Annotated in this window: 19 protein-coding genes; 8 read left to right on the top strand and 11 right to left on the bottom strand. The window is 71.6% G+C overall.

Features of this window, described 5'->3' with window-relative positions; genetic code table 11:
- The first annotated feature begins 7 nt into the window (after positions 1–7).
- The gene (locus tag ACGFML_RS03060) at positions 8–868 is read left to right on the top strand and encodes a transglutaminase-like domain-containing protein (protein WP_393539332.1); all 861 of its coding nucleotides are present in this window, start codon (positions 8–10) and stop codon (positions 866–868) included.
- Here the strand turns inward: ACGFML_RS03060 and ACGFML_RS03055 are convergent.
- Positions 861–2,159: a PP2C family protein-serine/threonine phosphatase gene (locus ACGFML_RS03055; protein WP_393539330.1), complete on the bottom strand. Its 1,299-nt coding sequence runs from the start codon at positions 2,157–2,159 to the stop codon at positions 861–863. The two genes, ACGFML_RS03060 and ACGFML_RS03055, sit on opposite strands and share 8 nt — an antisense overlap.
- Before the next feature lie 68 nt (positions 2,160–2,227).
- Positions 2,228–2,863, bottom strand: a complete 636-nt coding sequence (locus ACGFML_RS03050) for a response regulator transcription factor (protein WP_393539328.1) — start codon at positions 2,861–2,863, stop codon at positions 2,228–2,230.
- Between the two features lie 180 nt (positions 2,864–3,043).
- Between ACGFML_RS03050 and ACGFML_RS03045 the strand changes: the two genes are divergently transcribed.
- Positions 3,044–3,397: a hypothetical protein gene (locus tag ACGFML_RS03045; RefSeq protein WP_393539326.1), complete on the top strand. Its 354-nt coding sequence runs from the start codon at positions 3,044–3,046 to the stop codon at positions 3,395–3,397.
- Positions 3,398–3,653: 256 nt separating this feature from the next.
- On the opposite strand, the gene ACGFML_RS03040 is transcribed toward ACGFML_RS03045, so the two are convergent.
- From ACGFML_RS03040 to ACGFML_RS03005, 8 genes are all read right to left on the bottom strand, one after another.
- The gene (locus ACGFML_RS03040) at positions 3,654–4,049 is read right to left on the bottom strand and encodes a hypothetical protein (protein ID WP_393540384.1); all 396 of its coding nucleotides are present in this window, start codon (positions 4,047–4,049) and stop codon (positions 3,654–3,656) included.
- Between the two features lie 117 nt (positions 4,050–4,166).
- Complete coding sequence (locus ACGFML_RS03035; RefSeq protein ID WP_393539324.1) at positions 4,167–5,426, bottom strand: sensor histidine kinase; 1,260 nt, start codon at positions 5,424–5,426, stop codon at positions 4,167–4,169.
- Complete coding sequence (locus tag ACGFML_RS03030; RefSeq protein WP_393539321.1) at positions 5,423–6,160, bottom strand: ABC transporter permease; 738 nt, start codon at positions 6,158–6,160, stop codon at positions 5,423–5,425. The genes ACGFML_RS03035 and ACGFML_RS03030 overlap by 4 nt, the downstream gene beginning before the upstream one ends.
- Complete coding sequence (locus ACGFML_RS03025; protein ID WP_393539319.1) at positions 6,157–7,128, bottom strand: ABC transporter ATP-binding protein; 972 nt, start codon at positions 7,126–7,128, stop codon at positions 6,157–6,159. Before ACGFML_RS03025 ends, ACGFML_RS03030 begins: the two co-directional genes overlap by 4 nt.
- A gap of 173 nt (positions 7,129–7,301) precedes the next feature.
- The gene (locus tag ACGFML_RS03020) at positions 7,302–9,509 is read right to left on the bottom strand and encodes a hypothetical protein (protein ID WP_393539317.1); all 2,208 of its coding nucleotides are present in this window, start codon (positions 9,507–9,509) and stop codon (positions 7,302–7,304) included.
- A 243-nt stretch (positions 9,510–9,752) separates the two neighbouring features.
- A complete protein-coding gene (locus ACGFML_RS03015) occupies positions 9,753–10,271 on the bottom strand; it encodes a DUF6113 family protein (RefSeq protein ID WP_393539315.1) in 519 nt (172 codons plus the stop codon).
- Complete coding sequence (mshB, locus tag ACGFML_RS03010) at positions 10,268–11,203, bottom strand: N-acetyl-1-D-myo-inositol-2-amino-2-deoxy-alpha-D-glucopyranoside deacetylase (RefSeq protein WP_393539312.1); 936 nt, start codon at positions 11,201–11,203, stop codon at positions 10,268–10,270. The genes ACGFML_RS03015 and mshB overlap by 4 nt, the downstream gene beginning before the upstream one ends.
- A gap of 125 nt (positions 11,204–11,328) precedes the next feature.
- Complete coding sequence (locus ACGFML_RS03005; RefSeq protein WP_393539310.1) at positions 11,329–11,523, bottom strand: hypothetical protein; 195 nt, start codon at positions 11,521–11,523, stop codon at positions 11,329–11,331.
- Positions 11,524–11,752: 229 nt separating this feature from the next.
- On the opposite strand from ACGFML_RS03005, the gene ACGFML_RS03000 reads away from it, so the two are divergent.
- Positions 11,753–13,906 carry a prolyl oligopeptidase family serine peptidase gene (locus tag ACGFML_RS03000; protein ID WP_393539308.1) on the top strand — a complete coding sequence of 718 codons (2,154 nt, stop codon included), beginning with the start codon at positions 11,753–11,755 and terminating at the stop codon, positions 13,904–13,906.
- Positions 13,907–13,941: 35 nt separating this feature from the next.
- Here the strand turns inward: ACGFML_RS03000 and ACGFML_RS02995 are convergent, their stop codons facing one another.
- Entirely contained in the window at positions 13,942–15,042 is a 1,101-nt protein-coding gene (locus tag ACGFML_RS02995) for a hypothetical protein (protein ID WP_393539306.1), read from the bottom strand.
- Positions 15,043–15,530: 488 nt separating this feature from the next.
- Between ACGFML_RS02995 and ACGFML_RS02990 the strand changes: the two genes are divergently transcribed.
- The 5 genes from ACGFML_RS02990 (at position 15,531) to ACGFML_RS02970 (ending at position 21,816) form a co-directional block, all read left to right on the top strand.
- Positions 15,531–16,565: an ABC transporter permease gene (locus ACGFML_RS02990; RefSeq protein ID WP_393539304.1), complete on the top strand. Its 1,035-nt coding sequence runs from the start codon at positions 15,531–15,533 to the stop codon at positions 16,563–16,565.
- Between the two features lie 105 nt (positions 16,566–16,670).
- Positions 16,671–18,470, top strand: coding sequence for an ABC transporter substrate-binding protein (locus ACGFML_RS02985; RefSeq protein ID WP_393539302.1), 1,800 nt, complete (start codon positions 16,671–16,673; stop codon positions 18,468–18,470).
- Between the two features lie 125 nt (positions 18,471–18,595).
- Complete coding sequence (locus ACGFML_RS02980; RefSeq protein WP_393539300.1) at positions 18,596–19,567, top strand: ABC transporter permease; 972 nt, start codon at positions 18,596–18,598, stop codon at positions 19,565–19,567.
- A gap of 11 nt (positions 19,568–19,578) precedes the next feature.
- Complete coding sequence (locus tag ACGFML_RS02975) at positions 19,579–20,640, top strand: ABC transporter ATP-binding protein (protein WP_393539298.1); 1,062 nt, start codon at positions 19,579–19,581, stop codon at positions 20,638–20,640.
- Positions 20,641–20,652: 12 nt separating this feature from the next.
- Positions 20,653–21,816 (top strand): ABC transporter ATP-binding protein, encoded by a 1,164-nt coding sequence (locus ACGFML_RS02970; RefSeq protein WP_393539296.1) that lies wholly within the window; start codon positions 20,653–20,655, stop codon positions 21,814–21,816.

The following is a 21,816-nucleotide window of genomic DNA, read 5'->3' as shown; positions in this document are numbered from 1 at the left end:
CCCTGTCATGGCCAAGGAATCCGAGTTCGAGGCGGACGGCGCCCGCGCCGCGCGGCGGCAGCAGTTCGCCGAGGCGGCGCGGGCGGAGAAGCCCGACCTCGCCCTGTTGTGCCTGCTGATCGCCGCGGAGGCCGACCCGGAGCTGGACGAGCGGGGCATCGACGAGGCCCAGATCGAGCTGGACCGGCTGGCCGGCCTGCTCCCGTACGCCCCCACCGGCGGGCCCGGCGCCTGGGCCCGTAACCTCGCCGAACTGCTCGGCGCCCGCTGCGGCTTCGGCGGCTCGCCCGCCGACTACCGGCGGCTGGCGTCGTCGCTGCTGCACGAGGTGCTGCGGCGCCGACGCGGCCTGCCGATCCTGCTGTCCGTGGTGTGGACGGAGGTCGCCCGGCGGGCCGGGGCCCCGGTGTACGGGGTGGCGCTGCCGGGCCATTTCGTCGTCGGCCTCGGCGACCCGCACGGGGCGCATGTGCTGGTGGACCCGTTCGAGGGTGGGCGGCTGCTCGCCGCGGAGGATGCCGGTGTGCTGGTGCGGGGCGCCACCGGCGAAGAGCTGACCACGGGGATGCTCACGCCCGCCGGTCCGCTGGAGACCGTGCTGCGGATCCTCAACAACATCCGGGCCTGGGCACAGGCCCGCCCCGAGCAGAGCGCCGTGCAGCTGTGGGCGCTGGAGCTGTCGCTGCTGCTGCCCAGGCACCCGGCGCGGCTGCGCCACGAGCGGGCCCAGCTGCTGGTCCAGCGCGGCGAGTTCACCGCGGGGGCGGACGAGCTGGAGGACTGGGCACAGGTGGTGGAGGCGGTCGACCCCACCGCGGCGACCGCGATCCGGCGGCAGGCCGCAGCGGCCCGCGCCCTGCTCAACTGATCCGTCGGACGGTCGGCGGGGGCGCCGGCGGCCGGCCGCCGGACGCCCTGGCCGCCGGGCCCCCGGTCGCCCCGGGCCCGCCGGCCGTCTCCTGGCCGCCGGCCGTCTCCTGGCCACCGGCCGTCTCCTGGCCACCGGCCGTCTCCTGGCCACCGGCCGTCTCCTGGCCACCGGCCCGCTCCGCGCGGCCGGCCGCGGCGGGGTCCGCGGCGGCGGGGCTGCGGCGCACGATCAGCGCGGTGGCGTCGTCCTTGAGGTCGCCACCGGTGAAGTCCTCCAGATCGGCACGCAGCGCGCGGGCCACGTCGGGGGGCGGCAGGTGGGTCCAGGCGGCCAGCCGCTCGCGCAGGGGGTAGAACTCGCCGTCCGCGCCGCGCGCCTCGGTGACGCCGTCGGTGCACAGCACGAGCCAGTCGTCGGGCCGCGGGTGCACCCGTACGCTCCGGCGCCGCTCGCGGCTCAGCGTGCCCAGGCCCAGCGGCAGTCCGCCCTCGCCGTCGCTGCGCTCGGACACCACGCCGTGCCGCACCAGGTAGTACGGGATGTGCCCGCAGGAGAGCACCCAGCCCTTCGAGGGCCCGCGCACCTCCATCAGCAGCGCCGTCACGAAGCGCTCGTCGGTGCCCTGCTCGACCGAGCGGGTGTTGTAGCGGGTCAGCGCCTGCTCCATCCGCTCGGCGACCGACTCCAGTGAGTCCTGGTGGTGGGCGGCCTCACGGAACGACGCCAGCACCTCCAGCCCGGCGCCGATGGCCGGCATCCCCTTGCCCTGCACGTCGCCGATCATCAGCCGCAGCCCGTGCGGCGTCTCGACGGCCTCGAAGATGTCGCCGCCGACCCGGGCGCCCTCCTGGGCCGAGATGTAGAAGCCGTACGCCTCGACGGACCCGGCGCGCAGCGGCAGCTCGCGCAGCACGGCCTGCTGCACCGCGTCGGCGACCAGACTCGTCCGGGCGTGCAGCGCCTCGCGCTCCAGCCGGGTACGGCACAGCACCAGCGCGAAGACGGCCACCAGGACCGTGCCGAAGACGCCGACGACCCGGCTGGCGGGGGCCCAGTCGGGCACCGTGAGGATGTCGACGTACGTCAGGCATGCGACGTAGACGGCCGCCACGACCAACGTCCAGCGGTACGAGCAGCGCAGTGCGGCCACCAGCGGGGCGATGCCCATGAAGGAGGAGATGTGCAGCTCCGGGCCGGTCGTCGTGTCCACCATCACGACGAGCACGACGGCGAGGATCAGCAGTCCGGCGGCTCGGCCGCCGCTGTCCGGCGGGCGGGTGTGTGGCATAACAGTTCAAGCCTGCGGGACGTGCGGCTCCGGCGCACAGGGGCAAAGGTCCTCCAGGGCCCCGGGGGCTACAGCCATCCCTTGTCGCGGGCGGTGCGGACGGCCTCGGTGCGATTGCGGGCGCCGGTCTTCTGGATGGCGAGGGAGAGGTAGTTGCGGACCGTGCCCTGGGAAAGGTGCAGTTCCGCGGCGATCTCGGCGTTGGTGGCGCCGTCGGCCCGCCGGAGGACCTCGCGCTCCCGCCCGGTCAGCGGGCTGGCGCCGTCGGCGAGTGCGGCGGCCGCCAGGACGGGGTCGATGACCCGCTCACCGCGCAGGACGCGCCGTACGGCGTCCGCGAGCCGGGCCGCCGGGGCGTCCTTGACCAGGAAGGCATCGGCTCCCGCCTCCATGGCGCGGCGCAGGTAGCCGGGGCGGCCGAAGGTGGTCAGGATGACGACCTTCACGTCGGGAAGCTCGTCGCGCAGCACGGCCGCCGCGTCCAGGCCGCTGATGCCGGGCATCTCGATGTCGAGCAGGGCGACGTCCACGGCGTGCGCGCGGGCCGCCGGGAGCACCTCGTCGCCGCTGGCCGCCTGGGCGACGACCTCCAGGTCCGGTTCGAGGCCGAGCAGTGCGGCCAGCGCCTCGCGGACCATCGACTGGTCCTCGGCGAGGAGGAGTCGTACACGGGTCGCGGGCCACTCGCTGTCCGGGTCGGTCATCCGCCCAGCGTAGCCAGGGCGGAACGGCTCCCGGGTGTTGACGCAGCAGAGAGCCGACACGGTGAATCCGGCGGGCGGGGAGAGTGAATACCGCGATCGACCGTCGTGCGCGCTTGGCGGCGGGGGGCTCGCCCGATAGCAAGGCTGCGGCTTACCAACCGCGAGGGGCAGGACCACACAGTGAAGAAATCGGGACGCACCAACACCTTGATCGCAGGCGCTTGCGGGGTGCTTCTGGCTTTGGGCGGGGCGTCGCCCGCCATGGCGGGGGGCAGGTACGACGACTGGGGCGGTTCGGGCAACGGCGACACCTGGATCGAGATGAATTCCATCCTGGTCTGCAAGCACCGGGCCAGGATCTGCATCAACGGCCCGCTGAACAGCGGAAACCTCAGGAATTCGCAGAACGTCTACATGTCCGGCACCGTGAGCAACAGCGGCAGCCCGACCAACACCAACGGAACCTCCGACTCGGGCAACACCGCCAACGGCAACGAGACGGACAGCGAGAACAACACGCAAAAGATTCACTGAGTCGGCGCCCGCACGACCGGCATGTGCCGGTCCGCTCCACGCCGGTCCGCCCGGCCTCGGATACGTTCCGGGGCCGGGCGGCGCATCTGGGGGGGCGGACCACTCCGTTTTTCGGGGAACGGGCCGCCCGGCCGCGCACGTGGCGGCACGTGCGGCGGCACAAGAGATCGCCCGGCGGACGACGCCGGGCGATCTCGATATCCCTTATGAGAAGCGGCGGCGCTCTACGGCACCGCTGCCGATGTACTGCCGGGTCTCAGCGGGCGAGGCCGCCGAGCAATTTCTGAATGTTGTTCTCGCTGCCCGCCTCGTCTCCCGAGGCGCTGTTGGCACTGTTGGTGGAACCGTTCGTGCTGCTGAGATTTCCGCTGTTGTTCGGGTTTCCCCGGTTGATGAAATTCCCGCTGTGCAAACTGTTGCCGCTGCGCACCGGCCCGTTGACGCAAGGGTGCGGCGACTTGATCCTCGGCGATTTGTAATTGAAGTCGGCGAGTCGGTTGTCGCACGTGACGGCGGAAACCATGCCGGTCACATCCGCGAGGTCGACGCCCACCGCGGCCTCGAGCAGGGATGGGTCCGGGCTCTGGGCCTTGGCGGTGCCGGCACCGAGCAGCATGATGCCGCATGCCCCGATGACACTTCCCGCCTGCACAAGTCTTCTCACGGCGCTCCTAAGCCTTCGTCCCAATGGATGTCAGACATATCGTGCTGCCGCTGTCCCTGCGCCACGCCGCCGAACCGCAGAAACTCAAACCCGCGTTGCCGAAATTCAGTCGGGTGGCCCAATGGTCCGGGTCGTCGGCGCGGGAACGTCGCCGTCGGACCGCGGCGGGCCGCCCAGCGGGACCCAGGCCCGCAGGGCGAAGCCGCGGCCCGTGGGTGCGGGGCCGGTCTCCAGGCGGCCGTCGGCCAGCGCGAGGCGCTCACGCAGGCCGTTGAGGCCGTTGCCGTCGTGCAGGGCACGCGGCGGGCCCGCACCGTCGTCGAGGACCGCCAGGCACAGGCAGCGGCGGGCGTCGGTCTCCCACTCCTCGGAGAGGAGCAGCTCGCAGTGGCGGGCCCCGCTGTGCCGGATGATGTTGGTGGCGGCCTCGCGCAGCGCCCAGGCCAGCGCGCCCTCCGCGTCGGTGGTGAGGCCGCGGTGGTGCTCGCCCTCCAGTCCCGGGTCGACGCTGACCTGGACACCGGCCGTACGCAGCGCGGCCCGTACCCCGGCGAGCTCGACGGCGAGCCGGGGCCGGCGGTATCCGGTGACCGCCTCCCGGACGTCCACCAGCGCCTGCCGGCTGACCCGCTCGATGTCGGCCACCTGTCTGGCGGCCTCGTCGGGGGCGTCGGGCAGCATCCGCCCGGCCAGCTCGCTCTTGAGGGTGATCAGCGAGAGGGAGTGGCCGAGCAGGTCGTGCAGGTCCCGGGCCAGCCGCAGCCGCTCCTCGTCGGCGGCGAGCCGGGCGACCTCCTCGCGGGCGGCGCGCAGTTCCCTGGTCGTACGGATCAGGTGCTGCACGCCGAGCATCATGAAGCCGCTGGCCAGGGTGGGCAGGCCGTAGGCGAAGAGGTAGTAGTCGCGGACCTCCGGATAGCGCGCCCCGACCACGAGCAGCACCACGGTGATCAGCGGGATGGCCCAGCGGGAGCGCTGCCAGGGCAGCACCACGGCGCTCGCCACGCTGGTGAAGATGAACAGCACCAGCCAGGCGAAGTCCAGCGCCCAGGACAGGCCGACGGACAGCGCCAGCATCAGGGCCAGCGGGCCGTACATCAGCGGCCCGGACAGCCTCCCCCACATGTGCCGCAGGACCACCACGAAGTAGGAGACCACGAAGAGCACGAGCCCCGAGAAGCCCCAGACCCGGTCGGCGACGGAGGTGTCCGCCCGCAGCAGCTGGCCGACCGGGCCGGCCAGGTACAGCAGCCAGACGCCGATCCACAGCACCTTGCCGAGGGCCTGGCGGCGAGTGCGCGGCGCCTGCCCGATCAGCACCGGATGGGTGTCGCCGGGCCCGCTCTCCGTCTCCGACAGCCTCATGCCTTGCGGGTGTCCTTGCGGTACAGCCAGGCCGCGGCGCCGGCGAAGACCACCAGATAGCCGGCGAGTATCGCGACGTCCTTGACGTGCGGCGCGCCGCCGGCCTCGACGGCGGTGCCGAGCGCGGTGTACGCATGCGTCGGCAGCCACTCGGCGATGTCCTGCGCCCACTGCGGCAGGATCGTCAGCGGCATCCACAGACCGCCGAGGAACGCCAGGCCGAAGTAGAACAGCATCGAGATCGGGCGGACCGCGTCACCAGTGGCCAGATAGCCGATGGCGACGCCCAGGGCGGCGAACACGAAGCTGCCGAGCCAGGTGCCGGCGGCGATGGCGATCCACTGCCAGGCCTCCAGCCGGACGCCCTTGACGGCAGCGGCAACGATCATGACGAGCAGGATCGAGGGCAGGCTGACCGTCGCGGCGGCGGCGATCTTGGCGGCGACATAGCCGCGCCCGGGCAGGGACGTCAGCCGCAGCTGCCGCACCCAGCCCTTCTCGCGCTCCTTGGCGATGCGCTCGCTGTTGCCGAGCAGGACGGCGGTCATGGCACCGAATGCTGCCATGGAGACCATGTAGTACAGGCCCATGTCCAGCTTCATGCCGGGTATCGGCTTGCTGTCCGCGCCGCCGGCGATGATCAGATACAGCGCCGGCGGATAGATCACCGAGAAGAACATGAACTTCTTGTTGCGCAGGGCGCGGATGATCTCCAGCTTGATCAGGGTGGTCATCGAGCCGCCTCCTCGGCGGTGGCAAGGGTCGCGTCGGATGCCGTGGTGAGGGCGATGAACGCCTGCTCCAGGCCGAGGCCGGAGACCTCGAGGTTGCGCGGATAGGCGCCGAGGCCGTACAGCGCGTGGACGGTCGCGTCGGCGTCCTGGGACCGGATGCGGACCGTGCGCCCGGCGACCTCCAGTGCGATCACGGCGGGCAGGGCCCGGAGCGCTTCGCGGTCCACCGGCTCGTCGAGGTCGAAGGTGACCCGGCGGGCGCCGGCTCTGGCCTTGATCTCGGCGGCCGTGCCGTCGGCCAGCACCCGGCCGCGGTGCAGCACGATCACCCGGTCCGCGATCTCGTCGGCCTCTTCGAGGTAGTGGGTCGCGAACAGGACCGTGCGGCCCTGCTGCGCCTGCTCCCGCATCGCGCCCCAGAAGGCCTGCCGGGCCGAGACGTCCATGCCGGTGGTCGGCTCGTCCAGCACGATCAGGTCGTTGGCCCCGGCGGTGGCGAGGGCGAAGCGCACCCGCTGCTCCTGGCCGCCGGAGAGCTTGTCGACCATGCGGTCGGCTATCTCGGTGATCCCGGCGGTGGCCATGATGTGGTCGAGGGAGTGGGCACGCGGGTGCAGATCGCGGGCGAGCCCCACCAGCTCCCTGACCTTGACGCCCTCCATCAGGCCGCCGCTCTGCAGCATCGCGCCGACCCTGCCCTGCTCGATCGCGCGCTGCGGGGTCGTGCCGAACAGCGACAGGCTGCCGGCGTCGGGGCCGCGCAGTCCGAGGAGCAGGTCCAGCGTCGAGGACTTGCCCGCGCCGTTCGGCCCGAGGAGGGCCACGGTCTCGCCCGGGTACAGCTCCAGGTCCAGGGCGGCCACCGCGCGCACCGCGCCGTAACTCTTGCTGACCCCTCGGAAGCTGACCACGGGCGTCCGCCCCGCGCCCCGCGCGGCGGTGGCTGTGGTGGTGGCTGTCGTCGTCATGCTCTTCAGCTTCCGGCATCCGCGGGCCGCCCGGCAGTGTCGTGTGTAGGCACTCCGTCATGACAGATGTCATGGGTGAGGCCCCCTAGGGGATTCCCTGAGGAATCGCCCTGGGGGGCCTCCACCTGCGCTTTTCCCGGCCTCGGGCGGTCAGTGACCCTCCGGGGAACCGGTCACGGGGCGTCCGCGCCGATCGTCTGGACCCGCTCGGCGGGGCTGCGGCCCTGGAGCGCCTTGCTCACCGCGCTGGCCACCGCCCGGACGTCGACCGGCTTCTCGGCGCCGCCTCCGGTGGTGACCGTCACGCCGTTGAAGGTGTCGCCGTACAGCTGCTGGAGGGCTGCCAGGTCGTACTTGAGGGTGAGTTCGCCCTTGGCGTCGGGCGTGATGGACAGGAACTTCGGGATCGACTTCTGCGGGCTGAAGGAGACCGAGTGCGCCGCGTCCGTACGGACCGTGACCAGGCCCGACATCGCGGGCTCGGCGAACAGCTTCATCGCCTTGTCCACCGCCGCCCTGCCGACCTTGGGCTGCTGGGTGCCGGCGGCCAGGGCGACCGGGGTGTCGGTACCCGTCGACGCACGGTCGCTGTAGGCGTCGGCGACCTTGTTCTGGGACGCCGTGGTGTCGACCGACTTGTACGGCGCGCCGTAGTGCGGCACGGCCTTGCCGTTCTTGAAGGTGATCCCGCCGTCCTTGGCCGCGCCCGCGGGACCTTCGAGGTTCTGCAGTGCGACGCTCAGCTTCTCGTTGTCGACGATCATCGCCGGCTCGGCCACCCGGGTGCCGCCGAACAGCGAGCCGATGACGGAGACCGGGTTGTAGTCCCGACCCGCCGCGTTCCGGACCGTGGCCTGCAGGTCGACGTCCAGACCGGCCTTGGCGGGCTGGAGGGTGACCGTCCTGCCGCCGACGCCGAGCTTGAGCGGCGCGGTGCGCCGGTCGCCCAGCCCCTTCTCCAGTTTCTTGACGGCCTCGTCCTTGCTGACGCCGCCGATGTCGACGCCGAGCGCGGTGGTGCCGTTGGGCACATCGGCGTGGTCGAGCAGCAGACCGGTGCCGTAGGCGACACCGGCCAGCACCACCAGGCCGACACCGACCAGGACGATCTTGTTACGGCCCTTCTTGGGCGGGTTGATCGGCTCGGGGATCCTGCGGCGCGGCGCCGGAGCGGCACCGTCGTCGTCGGCCGGGGTGCCGGCGAACGGCGAGGGCACCGAGGGCCCGTCGGAGACCTTCGGGATGCCGCTGACCAGGGTGTCGCCCGAGACCCGGCCGACCGGGCCCGTCCCACCGCCGTCGCCGGTGCCGGCCGCACCGGGCACGCCGCCCTTGCGGCCGCCCTTCGCCGGGGCGCCGGGCGCGGACGCCGCTGCGCTGCCGGGCAGCCCGCCCGAGATGCCGCCGGTGACGCCGATGCCCCTGCCCGGCCCCGTCAGCGGGGGTGCCGGGGGCTGCGGGGTCAGTTCGGCGGTGTCGTCCGGGCGGGCGGGCGCACCGGCGGGGCCGGCACCGGGCTCGCTGAATCCGGGCGGGAGGTCGAGGACGCTGTCGCCGCGCGCGGGACCGGTCGTCGGACCGCTCGGGGGCTCGGGCCGGCTCCCCGCGCCGCGTGGGGAGTCGAAGGGGTTGTGCTCGCGGGCGGGCGCGTCGAACGGCGAGCCGCCGCCCTGCGGGGCGCCGTCGAACGGCGAACCGTCGAAGGGCGAGCCGCCCTTCGGGACGCCGGTGTCGAACGGCGAACCGCCCTGCGCCGCCCCGTTGTCGAACGGCGAACCGCCCCCCGGCGAACCGCCGCTCGGCGCACCACCCTGGCCGTCGGAGAAGTAGGGCAGGTCCGGGCGCTGCGGAGGGTTCGCGCCCGACGGGCCGCGCGGCGGCGTCGTGCCGCCGGGGGCCGTGCCGCCGGGGACGGGCGGCGCGGGGTGCGAACCGGTGCTCGAGGACCCGCCGCCGGACGCGGCCTGTGGCTTGCGCGGCGCGAACCAGTCGCTGGGCTTGTCACCGGTGCCCGCGGGCGGCTTCTCGGCCGCGCCGTCCGGGAACGGGGTGTTCGCCGTGCGCTCGGCGCCGCGTTCGACGGGGCGCGCGGGACCGGAGGTGCCACGGGGGCCGGCGGAACCGCCGGGTGCGGCCGATGCGTTCATGCCGGACTCCTCACCGACGGGCTTGCGCACGACGACCGGCGGGATGGGGCGGGACCCCGGAATATTGATCTTGATCCGCGTCGTCAGCGTGGTCTCGGTCTTCGGCTCCTCGGGCCGGTCCGCGGCCTCGTCGGCATCTCCCTGGGGCGAGCCGTACGGCTGCGTGCCCGAGGGGTACGCGGCTCCGCCACGGCCCTGGGGGCCGGAGGACGAACTGTCAGATTCACGACTCAAAGCAGGTTCTCCCGGTTGGCTCCGCCGCTCGTCAGCGATGATCCCCGGCCCTCAGACCAGGTGGAGGAGCCCCCAGCGTGAGCCGGGGGATTGCCCCCAGGGCGGCGCGGCGGCGCGCACCACCATACTGGCCGCCACCGAGGGACACCCGAAGAGCGTACGAACACCGCTGGTACGGGCGAACACCCGGCACCCGGATCATTCACCGGGTACTTTGCGGCATCCGTCCACCTATGGGACACGTCATCCGCCAACTCGGCCGTGCGGCACGCCCGGAGCGCGCCGGAGGGCGACGGTGGCACAGATCACAGCGAGCAGGCCGCCGCCCCCCAGGAAGAGGGTCGAACTGACTCCCGCGCCGAACAGGAAGTCACCCTCGGGCCGGATGGCGCCGAGCAGGACGACCAGGGTCACCAGCCAGCCCGCGCCCGGCACCAGCGCGCCGGCCAGGGTGCCGGTCGCCGTGGCGCCACCGTAGAAGAGGCCGCCGATTCCGGCCAGCGCCAGGAGCAAACCGCCCGGGAACCACGCCGCTTGGACGAGCGTCCCGGCGATCGTCACCAGCACGCTCGCGACCAGCAGCAGCACGTACAGGCCCACCCGCCCCGGGGTCACCGGGGCGGACATGCCGTCGGCGGGCCGTGCGGACGCGGGGCGCGGGGCCGAGGCGTGGCCGTCGCCCGCGCGCGAGCGGCGGGGTCCGTTGCCCGCGCGCGAGCGGCGGGGTCCGTTGCCCGCGCCGCCGCCCTTGGCCGTGCTCATTCCGCCGCCTCCTCGATCCGGATGGCGCCGCCCGGGTCCGTGCCGGCGGCGGTTCCCGCGAACAGATCGTCCTCGCGCTCGCCCGCGGGTGCGCCCGGGGCGCCGTGCACCAGTTGATAGTGCTCGCTGCCGAACAGCGGCTGCCCCAGGTCGTTGGAGAGCGCGAAGAACGGCCCGTCGACCGCGATCTGGGTGTAGTGGGCCCGCATCGCCGCGGTCTTGGCGGCCGCGTGGGCCGGGGTGCCGCCGATGGACGCCGTGACATCGGCGTCCGGCACCACGCCCGGGACGTCGTCCGCGGAGGCGATCCCGGGGAAGCTGTGGCCGGCCGCCTGCAGCCGCGCGAAGCCCTGCTCGACGTCCGAGCGGGCGTTGCAGTTCCAGTAGATCTTCTCGATCGCGTACGCGGGGCCCAGATCGGGCCGGAAATCCGCCTGTCCGGCGAGTTCCGCGCCCCGCATCGCCACGCGGTGCGCCTGGATGTGATCGGGGTGGCCGTATCCGCCGTTCGGGTCATATGTCACCAAGACCTGCGGGCGGATCTCGCGGACGACGGCCACCACATGGGCGGCGGCCTCGTCGAGGTCGGCCTGCCAGAAGGCGCCCGGCCGGTCGTTCTGCGGGGCACCCATCATCCCGGAGTCGCGGTAGCGGCCCGCGCCGCCGAGGAAGCGGTGGTCGGTGACGCCCAGGGCCGCCATGGCGGCCGCCAGCTCGCCGACCCGATGCGCGCCCAGGGTGTCGTCGCGGCCGGGCGCGAGATGGGCGAGCTCGGCCGGGATGACCTCGCCCTCTTCGCCGAGTGTGCAGGTCACCAGCGTGACCAGGGCGCCCTCGGCCGCGTACTTGGCCATGGTCACGCCGTTGTTGATCGACTCGTCGTCCGGGTGCGCGTGCACCAGCAGCAGACGCCGGGCGGGAAGCTGGGTCATGCGAACAGCCTACGAGCCGCCGGCCCGGGCGTCCGCACCCGATCCCGGTCGCCGCCCGTACGGCCGATCGGGGTACGGCACACACCGGCCGCCCCGGGTCGGTCCCCGGGGCGGCCGGTGGCGGCTCAGAACTTGATGTTGCCGAGCATGCTGGCGACGTTCGTCGTCAGCTGCTTGACCGTGGGAGCGATGGACGAGCTGGCCAGATAGAAGCCGAGGAGCATGCAGATGAACGCATGCCCGCCCTTCAGCCCTGACTTCTTGACGAGCAAGAAGACGATGATCGCCAGCAGCACCACCGCCGAAATCGAGAGTGCCACGGCGGCTCACCTCCAAGTACGCACGGACCGGACAGAGTTGACGGCACCCGGACCGCCTCGACGATCCGCACACCGGTTATGCCATGGGCTCTTTACCCCGTACCCACGCCCCCCAAGGGATCATAACTTTCCGCCTGAGCGCATAAGTCGGTGCACGGGAGCAGAGGAGGGGCGCACGTGATCTTCGCGAGTGCGACCGGCGGGGGCCACGCCCCTTTAGGCTCGGCCCATGACGACCGGACAGCCTTCCTTTCCCCGGCAGAGCGCGCGCACCCAGCGCTTCTCCCTGGGCGCTCCGCGAAACTTCGCCGTCTCGCCCGACGGCACCCGCGTCGCCTTCCTGCGCTCGTCCGGGGGCACCGATCCCGTTCAGCGACTGTGGGTCCTCGACGTTGACGGCGGCGGCGAGTTGACGGCCGCCGACCCCCACACCCTGCTGGCCGGCGCGCACGAGGAACTCCCCCCGCAGGAGCGGGCCCGCCGCGAACGCACCCGCGAGGGTTCGGCGGGCATCGTCGACTACGCGGTGGACGCCGCGGTGGAGTTGGCGGCGTTCGCCCTCTCCGGCCGGCTCTTCATCAGCGAGCTGCGGGCCGGCACCACGCGCGAACTGCCGGTCCGGGGACCGGTGGTGGACCCGCGGCCCTCGCCGGACGGCCGGCACGTGGCCTTCGTGGCGGAGGGCCGGCTGCGGGTGACCGCGGCGGACGGCGCAGAGGCCGGGACGGACCGCGTGCTCGCCGAGCCGGACGGCACCGATGTCACGTGGGGGCTGGCGGAGTTCATCGCGGCCGAGGAGATGGGCCGCCACCGGGGCTACTGGTGGTCGCCCGAGAGCGACCGGGTGCTGGCCGCGCGGGTCGACGACTCCCCGGTGCGCCGCTGGTGGATCTCCGACCCCGCGCACCCGGACCGCGAGCCCGTGCACGTCGCCTACCCGGCGGCGGGCACCGCCAACGCCGTGGTCACCCTGGCCCTCCTCGGCCTCGACGGCTCCCGTACGGACATCACCTGGGACCGCGAGCGCTACCCCTATCTGGCGCGCGTCCACTGGTCCGCGGCCGGTCCGCCGCTGCTGCTGGTGCAGTCCCGCGACCAGCGCGACCAGCGCTATCTGACGGTCGACACCACGACCGGCGCGACCCGCACGGTGCACGACGACGAGGACGACAGGTGGGTCGAGCCGTTCCCCGGGGTGCCCGCCTGGACGCCGGACGGCCGCCTGGTACGGATCGCGGACGAGGGCGGCGTGCGCAAGCTGTTCGTCGGGGACCGCCCGCTGACCGGCGCACCGCTGCATGTGCGCGCCGTACTGGACATCGGGGAGGACGACGTCCTCTTCTCCGCCAGCGGCACGGACATGAAGGACATCGGCGTCTTCCGCGCCTGGTTCCGGGGCAGCGGCGACCAGGGAGGCTGGGAACGGGTCGGCGCGCGCCCGCATCCGACGGTGTCCTCCGCGGTGCGCACCGGCACCCTGACGGTGCTCTCCCAGACCTCGGCGGAGCGACCCGGCGCCCGGGTGGAGGTGGTCCGGCTGGACGCGGACGGCGGCGAGCGGACCCTCGCCACGATCGCCTCGTACGCGCAGGTGCCGTCCCTGACCGCACGGCCCCGCTTCGCGGTGGCCGGTGAGCGGCAGATCCCGTGCGCGGTGCTGCTGCCCACCGGCTACACGGACGCCGACGGGCCGCTGCCGGTGCTGCTCGATCCGTACGGCGGTCCGCACGGGCAGCGGGTGGTCGCGGCACACCACGCCTATCTCACCTCCCAGTGGTTCGCCGACCAGGGGTTCGCGGTGCTGATCGCGGACGGTCGGGGCACGCCGGGCCGCTCCCCGGGCTGGGAGAAGGCGGTGCACAAGAACCTCGCCCCGGTCGTGCTGGAGGACCAGGTCGACGCCCTCCACGCCCTGGCCGAATCTTTTCCCTTCGACCTGGGGCGGGTGGCGATCCGCGGCTGGTCCTTCGGCGGCTATCTGGCCGCCCTCGCCGCGCTGCGCCGGCCCGACGTCTTCCACGCCGCGGTGGTGGGCGCACCCGTCACCGACCTGCGGCTGTACGACACCCACTACCAGGAGCGGTATCTGGGGCACCCCGACCGGGAACCCACGGTCTACGCCGAGAATTCGCTGGTCACGGACGAGGGCCTGTCGGGGGCGGTGGAGCCGCACCGGCCGCTGATGATCGTGCACGGGCTGGCGGACGACAACGTGGTGGTGGCGCACTCGCTGCGGCTGTCCGCGGCACTGCTCGCGGCGGGCCGTCCGCACGAGGTGCTGCCGCTGTCGGGGGTGTCGCATATGACGCCCCAGGAACAGGTGGCCGAAAACCTGCTGCTGCTCCAGGCGGACTTCCTCAAGAGGTCGCTCGGGCTCGCGTGAGCTCGCCGGACCGGGGCTGAGGGTGCCGCCGCGGACTACCAGCCGGGCGGGAGCGTGGACGGCGGCGGCGGAGCGTGCGGCGGCCGCTCCGCGCCCGGCCAGGCACCGTAGGCGGTCGCCGCCGCGGCCTCCCCGCCCTCCCGCCGCACACCGGGCCGTGCCGCCACGGCGACCGCCGCCAGCCCGGCGACCGCCACCAGCAGCGCGGTGCCCAGCTCCCACCGGGCCTGTGCAGGCAGCACCGGGAAGCGGCCCAGCTGCCCGGTGCCCGCGGCGAAGGCGAGCGACGCGGCCGCCTGGACGGCGGGCAGCGCGCCGGCCGCCACGGCCGGCGGCCGGGCCCAGGGCGTCCGCCGTGCCGCTGCGGCGGCCGCGCCCAGGGCCAGCAGGGCGAGCGCCGCGGTGTGCCAGTGCACCGGGGGCTGCAGCAGCGACCGGAACACCGAGGCATCGCCCAGCAGGCCCTTGCGGTAGGTGTCCCAGCCCAGCCGCAGCCCCCAGTGCACCTCCCAGGCGGCGAGGGCCAGTCCGATGGCGCCCAGCAGGAGCCCGAGCGCGACGCCCGGTCCGCGACGCGGGCGGCCGGGCGCCTCGCCGGTGTCGTCGTCGTGCGCCGGGCGGTGGACCACGCCGTACGCCGTCCGGGCCACGCCGCGCAGATCCTCCCCCGGGCTCCGGTCCGGCCGGCGGCCCGCCGCGACCGCGACGATCAACACCAGCGCGAGGGCGAGTTGGACGCCGGCGGTGAGCCGGGCCCGCCCGGTGAGCCCACTCTCCAGGCCCTGCAGCCAGCCGGCGCCCAGCACCCACAGCAGCGGCAGCCGCAGCAGCGCCGTGGTGACCGCCAGGGTGAGCAGAGCGCCGGCGGCCACGGACGGGGCGGCGCGCAGGGCGGTGACCCCGGCGGCGAGCGCGCCGAGCACCAGCAGCGGCTCGAGGGCGGAGGTGGCCCAGGCGGTGAACTCGCCGGGCCGGCGAGCCTCGCCCAGCCACGTCCACCACAGGTCGGCGGGGTGCGCCGCGACCTCCAGGTCCCGGACGATCCAGGCGGCGCCGAGCAGCGCCATCAGCAGACAGGCCAGGGCGCCGACGCCGCGTGCGCCGCCGCCGAGACCGTTCTTGTACCGGGTGGACACGGCCCGCCCCCGTCCGCGTCGATGCGCCTCGTCGTCCTCGGCGCCCGCGGGTGCGCGGATGCCTACCGCAGGTCTACTCCACCGGCGGGAGCTGGACAACACGCGCGCGTTCGGGGGGCGGCCCACTCCACCGGAACGGTGACCGGCCGGGAACCCGTTTGGGGGTGCCCGGCCGGTCTACGGCACCCGCACGGCCGTACGTTGTTCATCGTCCCGCGTCCGTATATCGGTGTGACGACAGTGAAGTTGCCGTCTTGTTAAGCAAGTTGGGTGCGATATGTCCCCCATGCCGTACATGGCAACAGTCTGTCAAGCACGCCCATGCGTCAATATGCGCAATCTTCGCTCAAGAAGCGGACGACCTGCACACCGGCACACCGCATACCCTTGACTCCGCCATAAATCACTTGCCAAAGTCGCGCTCATCCAGCGGCGCGACTCAGCGCCGCTTCACGTTCCAAGAGAACTCGGCGCGGGGGCACTTCGCGATGACTAGTCCATCCCAGACCGCGGCAACCAAGTCCGACACCCCAGGACTTGATTCCAAGGGTCTGAAGAAGGCGAAGGACGGCACGGGCGGTGAGCTCGTCGGCCGTTCCCCCGGCCAACTGATGTGGCAACGCTTCAAGCGTGACCGCACCGGCGTGGTCTGTGCCGTCGTCGTGCTGGCCTTCTTCGCCGTCTCGGCGCTCGCCCCGGTGATCGCCTCGGTGTACGGCAAGAACCCATACGTCTTCTACGGCAACGAGGACCCCAGCCTCTTTGACGAGTTCGGCTACCCGATGGGGGCCAACGGCGGAATCTCCGGCGATTTCTGGTTCGGAATCGAGCCCTCGCTGGGCCGCGACCTCTTCACCCAGCTGCTCTACGGCATGCGCACCTCGCTGGGGATCGCGCTGGCCGTGACCATCCTGGTGGTGCTCACCGGCACCGTTCTGGGCATCACGGCCGGCTACCTGGGCGGCAGGACCGACTACTGGCTCGGCCGCGTGATCGACTTCCTGCTCGCCTTCCCCAGCCAGCTGACGTTCGTGGCGTTCATGCCTGTCGTCGTCGCGCTCTTCGTCCCGCCGGGCGACGAGACCCCCACCTACGTGCGGGTGGTCGCGCTGATCCTGGTGCAGTGGGCCCTGGGCTGGATGGGTCTGGCCCGCCTGCTGCGCGGTCAGGTGCTGTCGCTGCGCGAGCGGGAATTCGTCGAGGCCGCGAAGATCACCGGCGCCTCGCCCTGGCGGATCATCCGCAAGGAACTGCTCCCCAACGTGGTCACGCCGATCCTGGTGCAGACCACCTACATGCTCCCGCTGTTCGTCACGGCGGAGGCCGGCCTGTCCTACCTGGGCGCCGGCATCCTGGAGCCGACCCCGGACTGGGGCCGACTGTTCCACACGGCCGGTTCGGTGTACGAGAACGACCCGACCTTCCTTCTGTTCCCCGGCGCCGCGATGGTGATCTTCGTGCTCTGCTTCAACCTTCTCGGGGACTCGGTCCGGGACGCCTTCGACCCCAAGTCCGGGCGCTGACCGTCCATATGTAGGGGGGCTGCTGTCACCCCTGCTCCGGGCTCGTACCGGATGCGTCCGACAGCACATCTGGACAACAACCGACAGGCAGGTGCTTGGATCCTCATGAACGCACTATCTACGCGCAGAGCACGCGCGGCGATCGTGGCCCTGGCGGCCGGTTCGCTCGCGCTCACCGGCTGCAGCAGCGGCGGCGGCACGGGCAAGGACACGTCGCAGACGGACAAGGACGCCGCGGCACAGGCCAAGGCGGTGCCGATCGGCAAGGCCGCCGACTCCGCCGGCCCGGCCACCGAGGTCAAGGGCGCCCGCAAGGGCGGCACCCTGCGCGTCTACCAGCGTGACAGCTTCAACCACCTGGACCCCGCGCAGATGTACGTCAGCGACCTGGGCGACCTGTCCAAGCTGATCTTCCGTGGTCTGACCACGTACAAGCAGGACGACAAGGGCAACAAGACGGTGGTCGGCGACCTCGCCACCGACGCGGGCCAGATGTCGGACGGCGGCAAGACCTGGAAGTACACGCTCAAGGACAACATCAAGTTCGAGGACGGCAAGCCGATCACCTCGAAGGACATCCGCCACACCATCGAGCGGATGTACGCGAAGTTCATCACCGACGGCCCCACCTACCTGCAGACGTGGCTGTCGGGCGAGGGCACCGCGTACCGCAAGGCCCTGCCGGACGGGCCGTACAAGGGCGACCACCTGCCCAAGAGCGTCCTGGACACCCCGGACGGCAAGACCATCATCTTCCACTTCAAGAAGCCGCAGTCGCAGGTGCCCTACGCACTCGCCATCGCGGGCTACAGCGCCGTCCCGGACAGCGCCAAGGACACCAAGGACGCCTACGACGTCGGTCCGGTCTGCTCCGGCCCGTACAAGTTCGCCTCCTTCAAGGAGGGCAAGTCCGCGAAGCTGGTGCGCAACACGCACTGGGACCCGAAGACGGACCCGGCGCGCCACCAGTACGTCGACGCCTTCGACATCACCTTCAACCACCAGTTCTCGGACTCCACCAAGCGCCTGATGGCCGACCAGGGCGAGGCCAAGAACGCGATCAGCTTCACCAACTCGGTGGAGCCGACGCAGACCAAGCAGGTGCTGGACAACCCCAGCGCCAGCAAGCGCCTGGTGCAGGGCTACCAGCCCTACGTCTGGCAGATGAACATGAACATGGACCGCATCAAGGACAAGAAGATCCGCGATGCGATCACCTACGCCATGCCGAGCGCGCAGATCGTCCGGATAAACGGTGGCAGCTACGGCGGTGAGATCGCCGGCGGTCTGCTCGCCCCGACCGTGGCGGGCTACGAGAAGGGCTACGACCCGTACGGGAAGCTCAAGCACCCCAACGGTGACCCGGCGAAGGCCAAGAAGCTCCTCAAGGAGGCCGGCAAGACGGGCATGAAGCTCATCTACGCCTTCTCCAACACCGAGATCCGCCAGAAGGAAGCCGCGGTCATCGAGGACGCGCTGAACAAGGCGGGCTTCGACGTCCAGAAGAAGGAGGTCGACTCGGCCTCCTGGTACCAGCAGATGGGCAAGGTCAAAAACGGCTTCGACATCTACATGACCGGCTGGGGCCAGGACTGGGCGGACGCCTCCACCGTCATCCCGCCGTCGTACGACCCCCGGCAGATCCAGGACGGCGCGGCCAACTACTCCCACATCCGGGACAAGCACATCACGTCCGAGATCGAGCGCATCCAGAAGATCACGGACGTGCCGCAGCAGACCAAGGAGTGGCAGAAGCTCCACCACTACATCGTGGAGAAGGTCAACCCGGCCGCCCCGGTCTTCTACACCAAGGTGCTCCAGCTGCACGGCTCCAACGTCGGTGGCATCCGCTACAACAGCGACACCAACTACCTGGACCTGAACACGCTGTACCTCAAGAAGTAAGCAGCAGCAAGCACCGGAAGGCAGTCCGGAGGGCGCGCGGCACGGCGGAGCGCGCGCCCTCCGGGGCCCTCCTCACCACCCCTCACTCCCCACTGCCGCCGCCGTCCTGAGAGCAGCGAACTGCCATGCTTCCCTTCCTATTCCGCCGGATCCTCGGCGCGGTCGTCATTCTTCTTCTGCTGAGCGCCTTCACCTTCTTCGTGTTCTTCTCCACGGGTGACCCGGCGCTGATGGCGTGCGGCAAGAACTGCACCGCCGACAACGTCGCGCTGATCCATCACAACCTCGGCCTCGACAAGCCCCTGCCGACGCAGTACTGGCTCTTCCTGTCCGGGATCTTCGTCGGACGCGACTTCACCATCGGCCACTGCAACGCCCCGTGCTTCGGCTACTCCTTCGCCACCAAGCAGGACGTCTGGGCGACGATGCTGGACCGCCTGCCCACCACGGCGTCGCTGGCCATCGGCGGTACCGTCGCCTTCCTGGTCATCGGCCTGGGCGCCGGTCTGCTGGCCGCCTGGAAGAAGGGCTCGGTGCTGGACAAGACCGTCACCGGCGCGTCGATGGTGCTCAGCTCGGTGCAGATCTACATCCTGGGCCCGGTCGTCCTCGGCATCTTCGTCTACAGCGGCATCATGGCCTCGCCCAAGTACGTGGAGTTCACCAGCAACCCGGGCGGCTGGTTCATGGGCCTGCTGCTGCCGTGGCTGGTGATGTCGACGATCTTCACCGCGCAGTACACCCGTATGTCGCGCTCGACGATGATCGAGCAGCTCCAGGAGGAGCACGTCCGGACCGCCAAGGCCAAGGGCATGTCCACGCGGTACGTCTTCATGCGCTACGCCTGGCGCGGCTCGCTGATCCCGATCGTCACGATCCTCGGCATCGACCTGAGCTCGCTGTTCGGCGGCGCCATGATCACCGAATTCACCTTCTCGCTGGCGGGCCTGGGCCGGCTGGCGATCAACTCCGTAGTCACCCTCGATCTGCCCATGATCATGGGCGTGCTGATCTTCAGCGCCGCCCTGATCCTGGTGTTCAACATCATCGTGGATGCGACGTACGCCCTCATCGACCCGCGCGTGCGCCTGTCCTAGGAGAGCCTGAAGTGACCACACTCACCAAGACCGAGGGCGAGCCGGTCCCGACCGGATCGGACCCCTTCCTCTCCGTCCGCGACCTGCAGGTGCGGTTCTCCACCGAGGACGGCATCGTCAAGGCGGTCGACGGCCTCTCCTTCGACCTGGAGCGCGGGCAGACGCTCGGCATCGTCGGCGAGTCGGGCTCCGGCAAGTCCGTCACCAACCTCGCCGTCCTGGGGCTGCACAACGCCAAGACGACCGAGATCGCGGGCGAGATCACCCTGGACGGCCAGGCGCTGACCGGAGCCAGGGAGAAGACCCTGGAAAAGCTCCGCGGCAACAAGATGTCCATGATCTTCCAGGATGCGCTGACCGCGCTCTCGCCGTACTACACGGTCGGCCGGCAGATCGCGGAGCCGTACATCAAGCACACCGGCGCCAGCAAGCGCGAGGGCCGGCAGCGGGCGATCGAGATGCTGACCAAGGTCGGCATTCCGCAGCCGAGTCTGCGGGTGGACGACTATCCGCACCAGTTCTCCGGCGGTATGCGCCAGCGCGCCATGATCGCCATGGCGCTGGTCTGCAACCCCGAGCTGCTGATCGCCGACGAGCCGACCACCGCGCTGGACGTCACCGTCCAGGCGCAGATCCTGGACCTGCTCAAGGACCTCCAGCAGGAGTTCGGCTCCGCGATCATCCTGATCACCCACGACCTGGGCGTGGTCGCCAACACCGCGGACGACCTGCTGGTGATGTACGCCGGGCGGGCCGTGGAGCGCGGCTCCGTCAAGGAGATCCTCACCCAGCCCCAGCACCCGTACACCTGGGGCCTGCTGAGCTCGATGCCGCGGCTGTCGTCCGACGTCAGCGAGGCGCTGCACCCGATCCCCGGCACCCCGCCGAGCCTGCTCAACCCGCCCGGCGGCTGCGCCTTCAACCCGCGCTGCGGCTTCGTCGACCAGGTCGGCGACTCACACTGCACCAGTGCGCGGCCGTCGCTGGCGCCCGGCCGCGCCGCCGCGTGCCATCTGACGGCCGAGCAGAAACAGACCCTCTTCATCGAGCAGATCAAGCCCCGGCTGGGCTAGGGAGCCACCACCATGACAGAGAACGTCACCCTCCCCGCCCCCCGTGACCTCCCGCCCGCCCAGGGCGAGCCGCTGCTCACCGCCGAGGGCCTGACCAAGCACTTCCCGATCTACGGCGGCTTCCCGTTCAAGCGAAGGGTCGGAGCGGTCCAGGCCGTCGACGGCCTGGACCTGACCGTGCACGCGGGCGAGAGCTTCGGTCTGGTCGGCGAGTCGGGCTGCGGCAAGTCCACCACCGGGCGGCTGCTGACCCGGCTGATGGAGCCGACCGCGGGCAAGATCACCTACGCGGGCCGGGACATCACCCACGCCCGGCGCAGGGAACTGGCGCCGGTCCGCTCCGAGATCCAGATGATCTTCCAGGACCCGTACGCCTCGCTGAACCCGCGGCAGACGGTCGGCACCATCATCGGCGGCCCGATGGAGATCAACGGGATCAACCCGCCCGGCGGCCGGGAGAACCGGATCCGTGAGCTGCTGGAAACGGTGGGGCTCAACCCCGAGCACTACAACCGCTTCCCGCACGAGTTCTCCGGGGGCCAGCGGCAGCGCATCGGCGTCGCCCGCGCCCTCGCCCTGGAGCCGAAGCTGATCGTCGCCGACGAGCCGGTCTCGGCGCTGGACGTCTCCATCCAGGCGCAGGTCGTCAACCTGCTCCAGAAGCTCCAGCGCGAGCTGGGCATCGCGTTCCTCTTCATCGCCCACGACCTGGCGATCGTCCGGCACTTCAGCGAGCGGGTCGCGGTGATGTACCTCGGCAAGATCGTCGAAATGGGCACCCGCGAGGAGATCTACAAGCGGCCGCGCCATCCGTACACCCACGCGCTGCTCTCGGCGGTGCCCGAGGCCAAGCTGGTGGAGAACGAGGAGGAGGACCGCGAGCGCATCCGCCTCGCCGGCGACGTCCCCTCCCCCGTGAACCCGCCGTCGGGCTGCCGGTTCCGCACCCGGTGCTGGAAGGCCCAGGACAAGTGCGCGACCGAGGAGCCGCCGCTGGTGCAGCTCACCGGCAACGAGGCGGGGCATCTGACCGCCTGCCACTTCCCGGAGGAGCCGACGACCGCGGCACGCGGCGAGGACATCGTCCTGGACCCGGCGCTGGCGGCCATCGAGCAGGCCGCGGCCGGTGAGCCCACCGGCCCCGACGCGGAGGGCTCCGGCGGCAAGAGCCTCTGA

Source organism: Streptomyces sp. NPDC048650 (genome assembly GCF_043199095.1).
Lineage (GTDB): Bacteria > Actinomycetota > Actinomycetes > Streptomycetales > Streptomycetaceae > Streptomyces.
This window is presented reverse-complemented; position numbering and strand designations above follow the sequence as displayed.

Excerpts from the sequence above, each read along its gene's own strand:
- ACGFML_RS03060 (WP_393539332.1), top strand. The coding sequence starts at position 8 with ATGGCCAAGGAATCCGAGTTCGAGGCGGACGGCGCCCGCGCCGCGCGG.
- ACGFML_RS03055 (WP_393539330.1), bottom strand. The coding sequence starts at position 2,159 with ATGCCACACACCCGCCCGCCGGACAGCGGCGGCCGAGCCGCCGGACTG.
- ACGFML_RS03050 (WP_393539328.1), bottom strand. The coding sequence starts at position 2,863 with ATGACCGACCCGGACAGCGAGTGGCCCGCGACCCGTGTACGACTCCTC.
- ACGFML_RS03035 (WP_393539324.1), bottom strand. The coding sequence starts at position 5,426 with ATGAGGCTGTCGGAGACGGAGAGCGGGCCCGGCGACACCCATCCGGTG.
- ACGFML_RS03030 (WP_393539321.1), bottom strand. The coding sequence starts at position 6,160 with ATGACCACCCTGATCAAGCTGGAGATCATCCGCGCCCTGCGCAACAAG.
- ACGFML_RS03025 (WP_393539319.1), bottom strand. The coding sequence starts at position 7,128 with ATGACGACGACAGCCACCACCACAGCCACCGCCGCGCGGGGCGCGGGG.
- ACGFML_RS03015 (WP_393539315.1), bottom strand. The coding sequence starts at position 10,271 with ATGAGCACGGCCAAGGGCGGCGGCGCGGGCAACGGACCCCGCCGCTCG.
- mshB (WP_393539312.1), bottom strand. The coding sequence starts at position 11,203 with ATGACCCAGCTTCCCGCCCGGCGTCTGCTGCTGGTGCACGCGCACCCG.
- ACGFML_RS03000 (WP_393539308.1), top strand. The coding sequence starts at position 11,753 with ATGACGACCGGACAGCCTTCCTTTCCCCGGCAGAGCGCGCGCACCCAG.
- ACGFML_RS02990 (WP_393539304.1), top strand. The coding sequence starts at position 15,531 with ATGACTAGTCCATCCCAGACCGCGGCAACCAAGTCCGACACCCCAGGA.
- ACGFML_RS02985 (WP_393539302.1), top strand. The coding sequence starts at position 16,671 with ATGAACGCACTATCTACGCGCAGAGCACGCGCGGCGATCGTGGCCCTG.
- ACGFML_RS02980 (WP_393539300.1), top strand. The coding sequence starts at position 18,596 with ATGCTTCCCTTCCTATTCCGCCGGATCCTCGGCGCGGTCGTCATTCTT.
- ACGFML_RS02970 (WP_393539296.1), top strand. The coding sequence starts at position 20,653 with ATGACAGAGAACGTCACCCTCCCCGCCCCCCGTGACCTCCCGCCCGCC.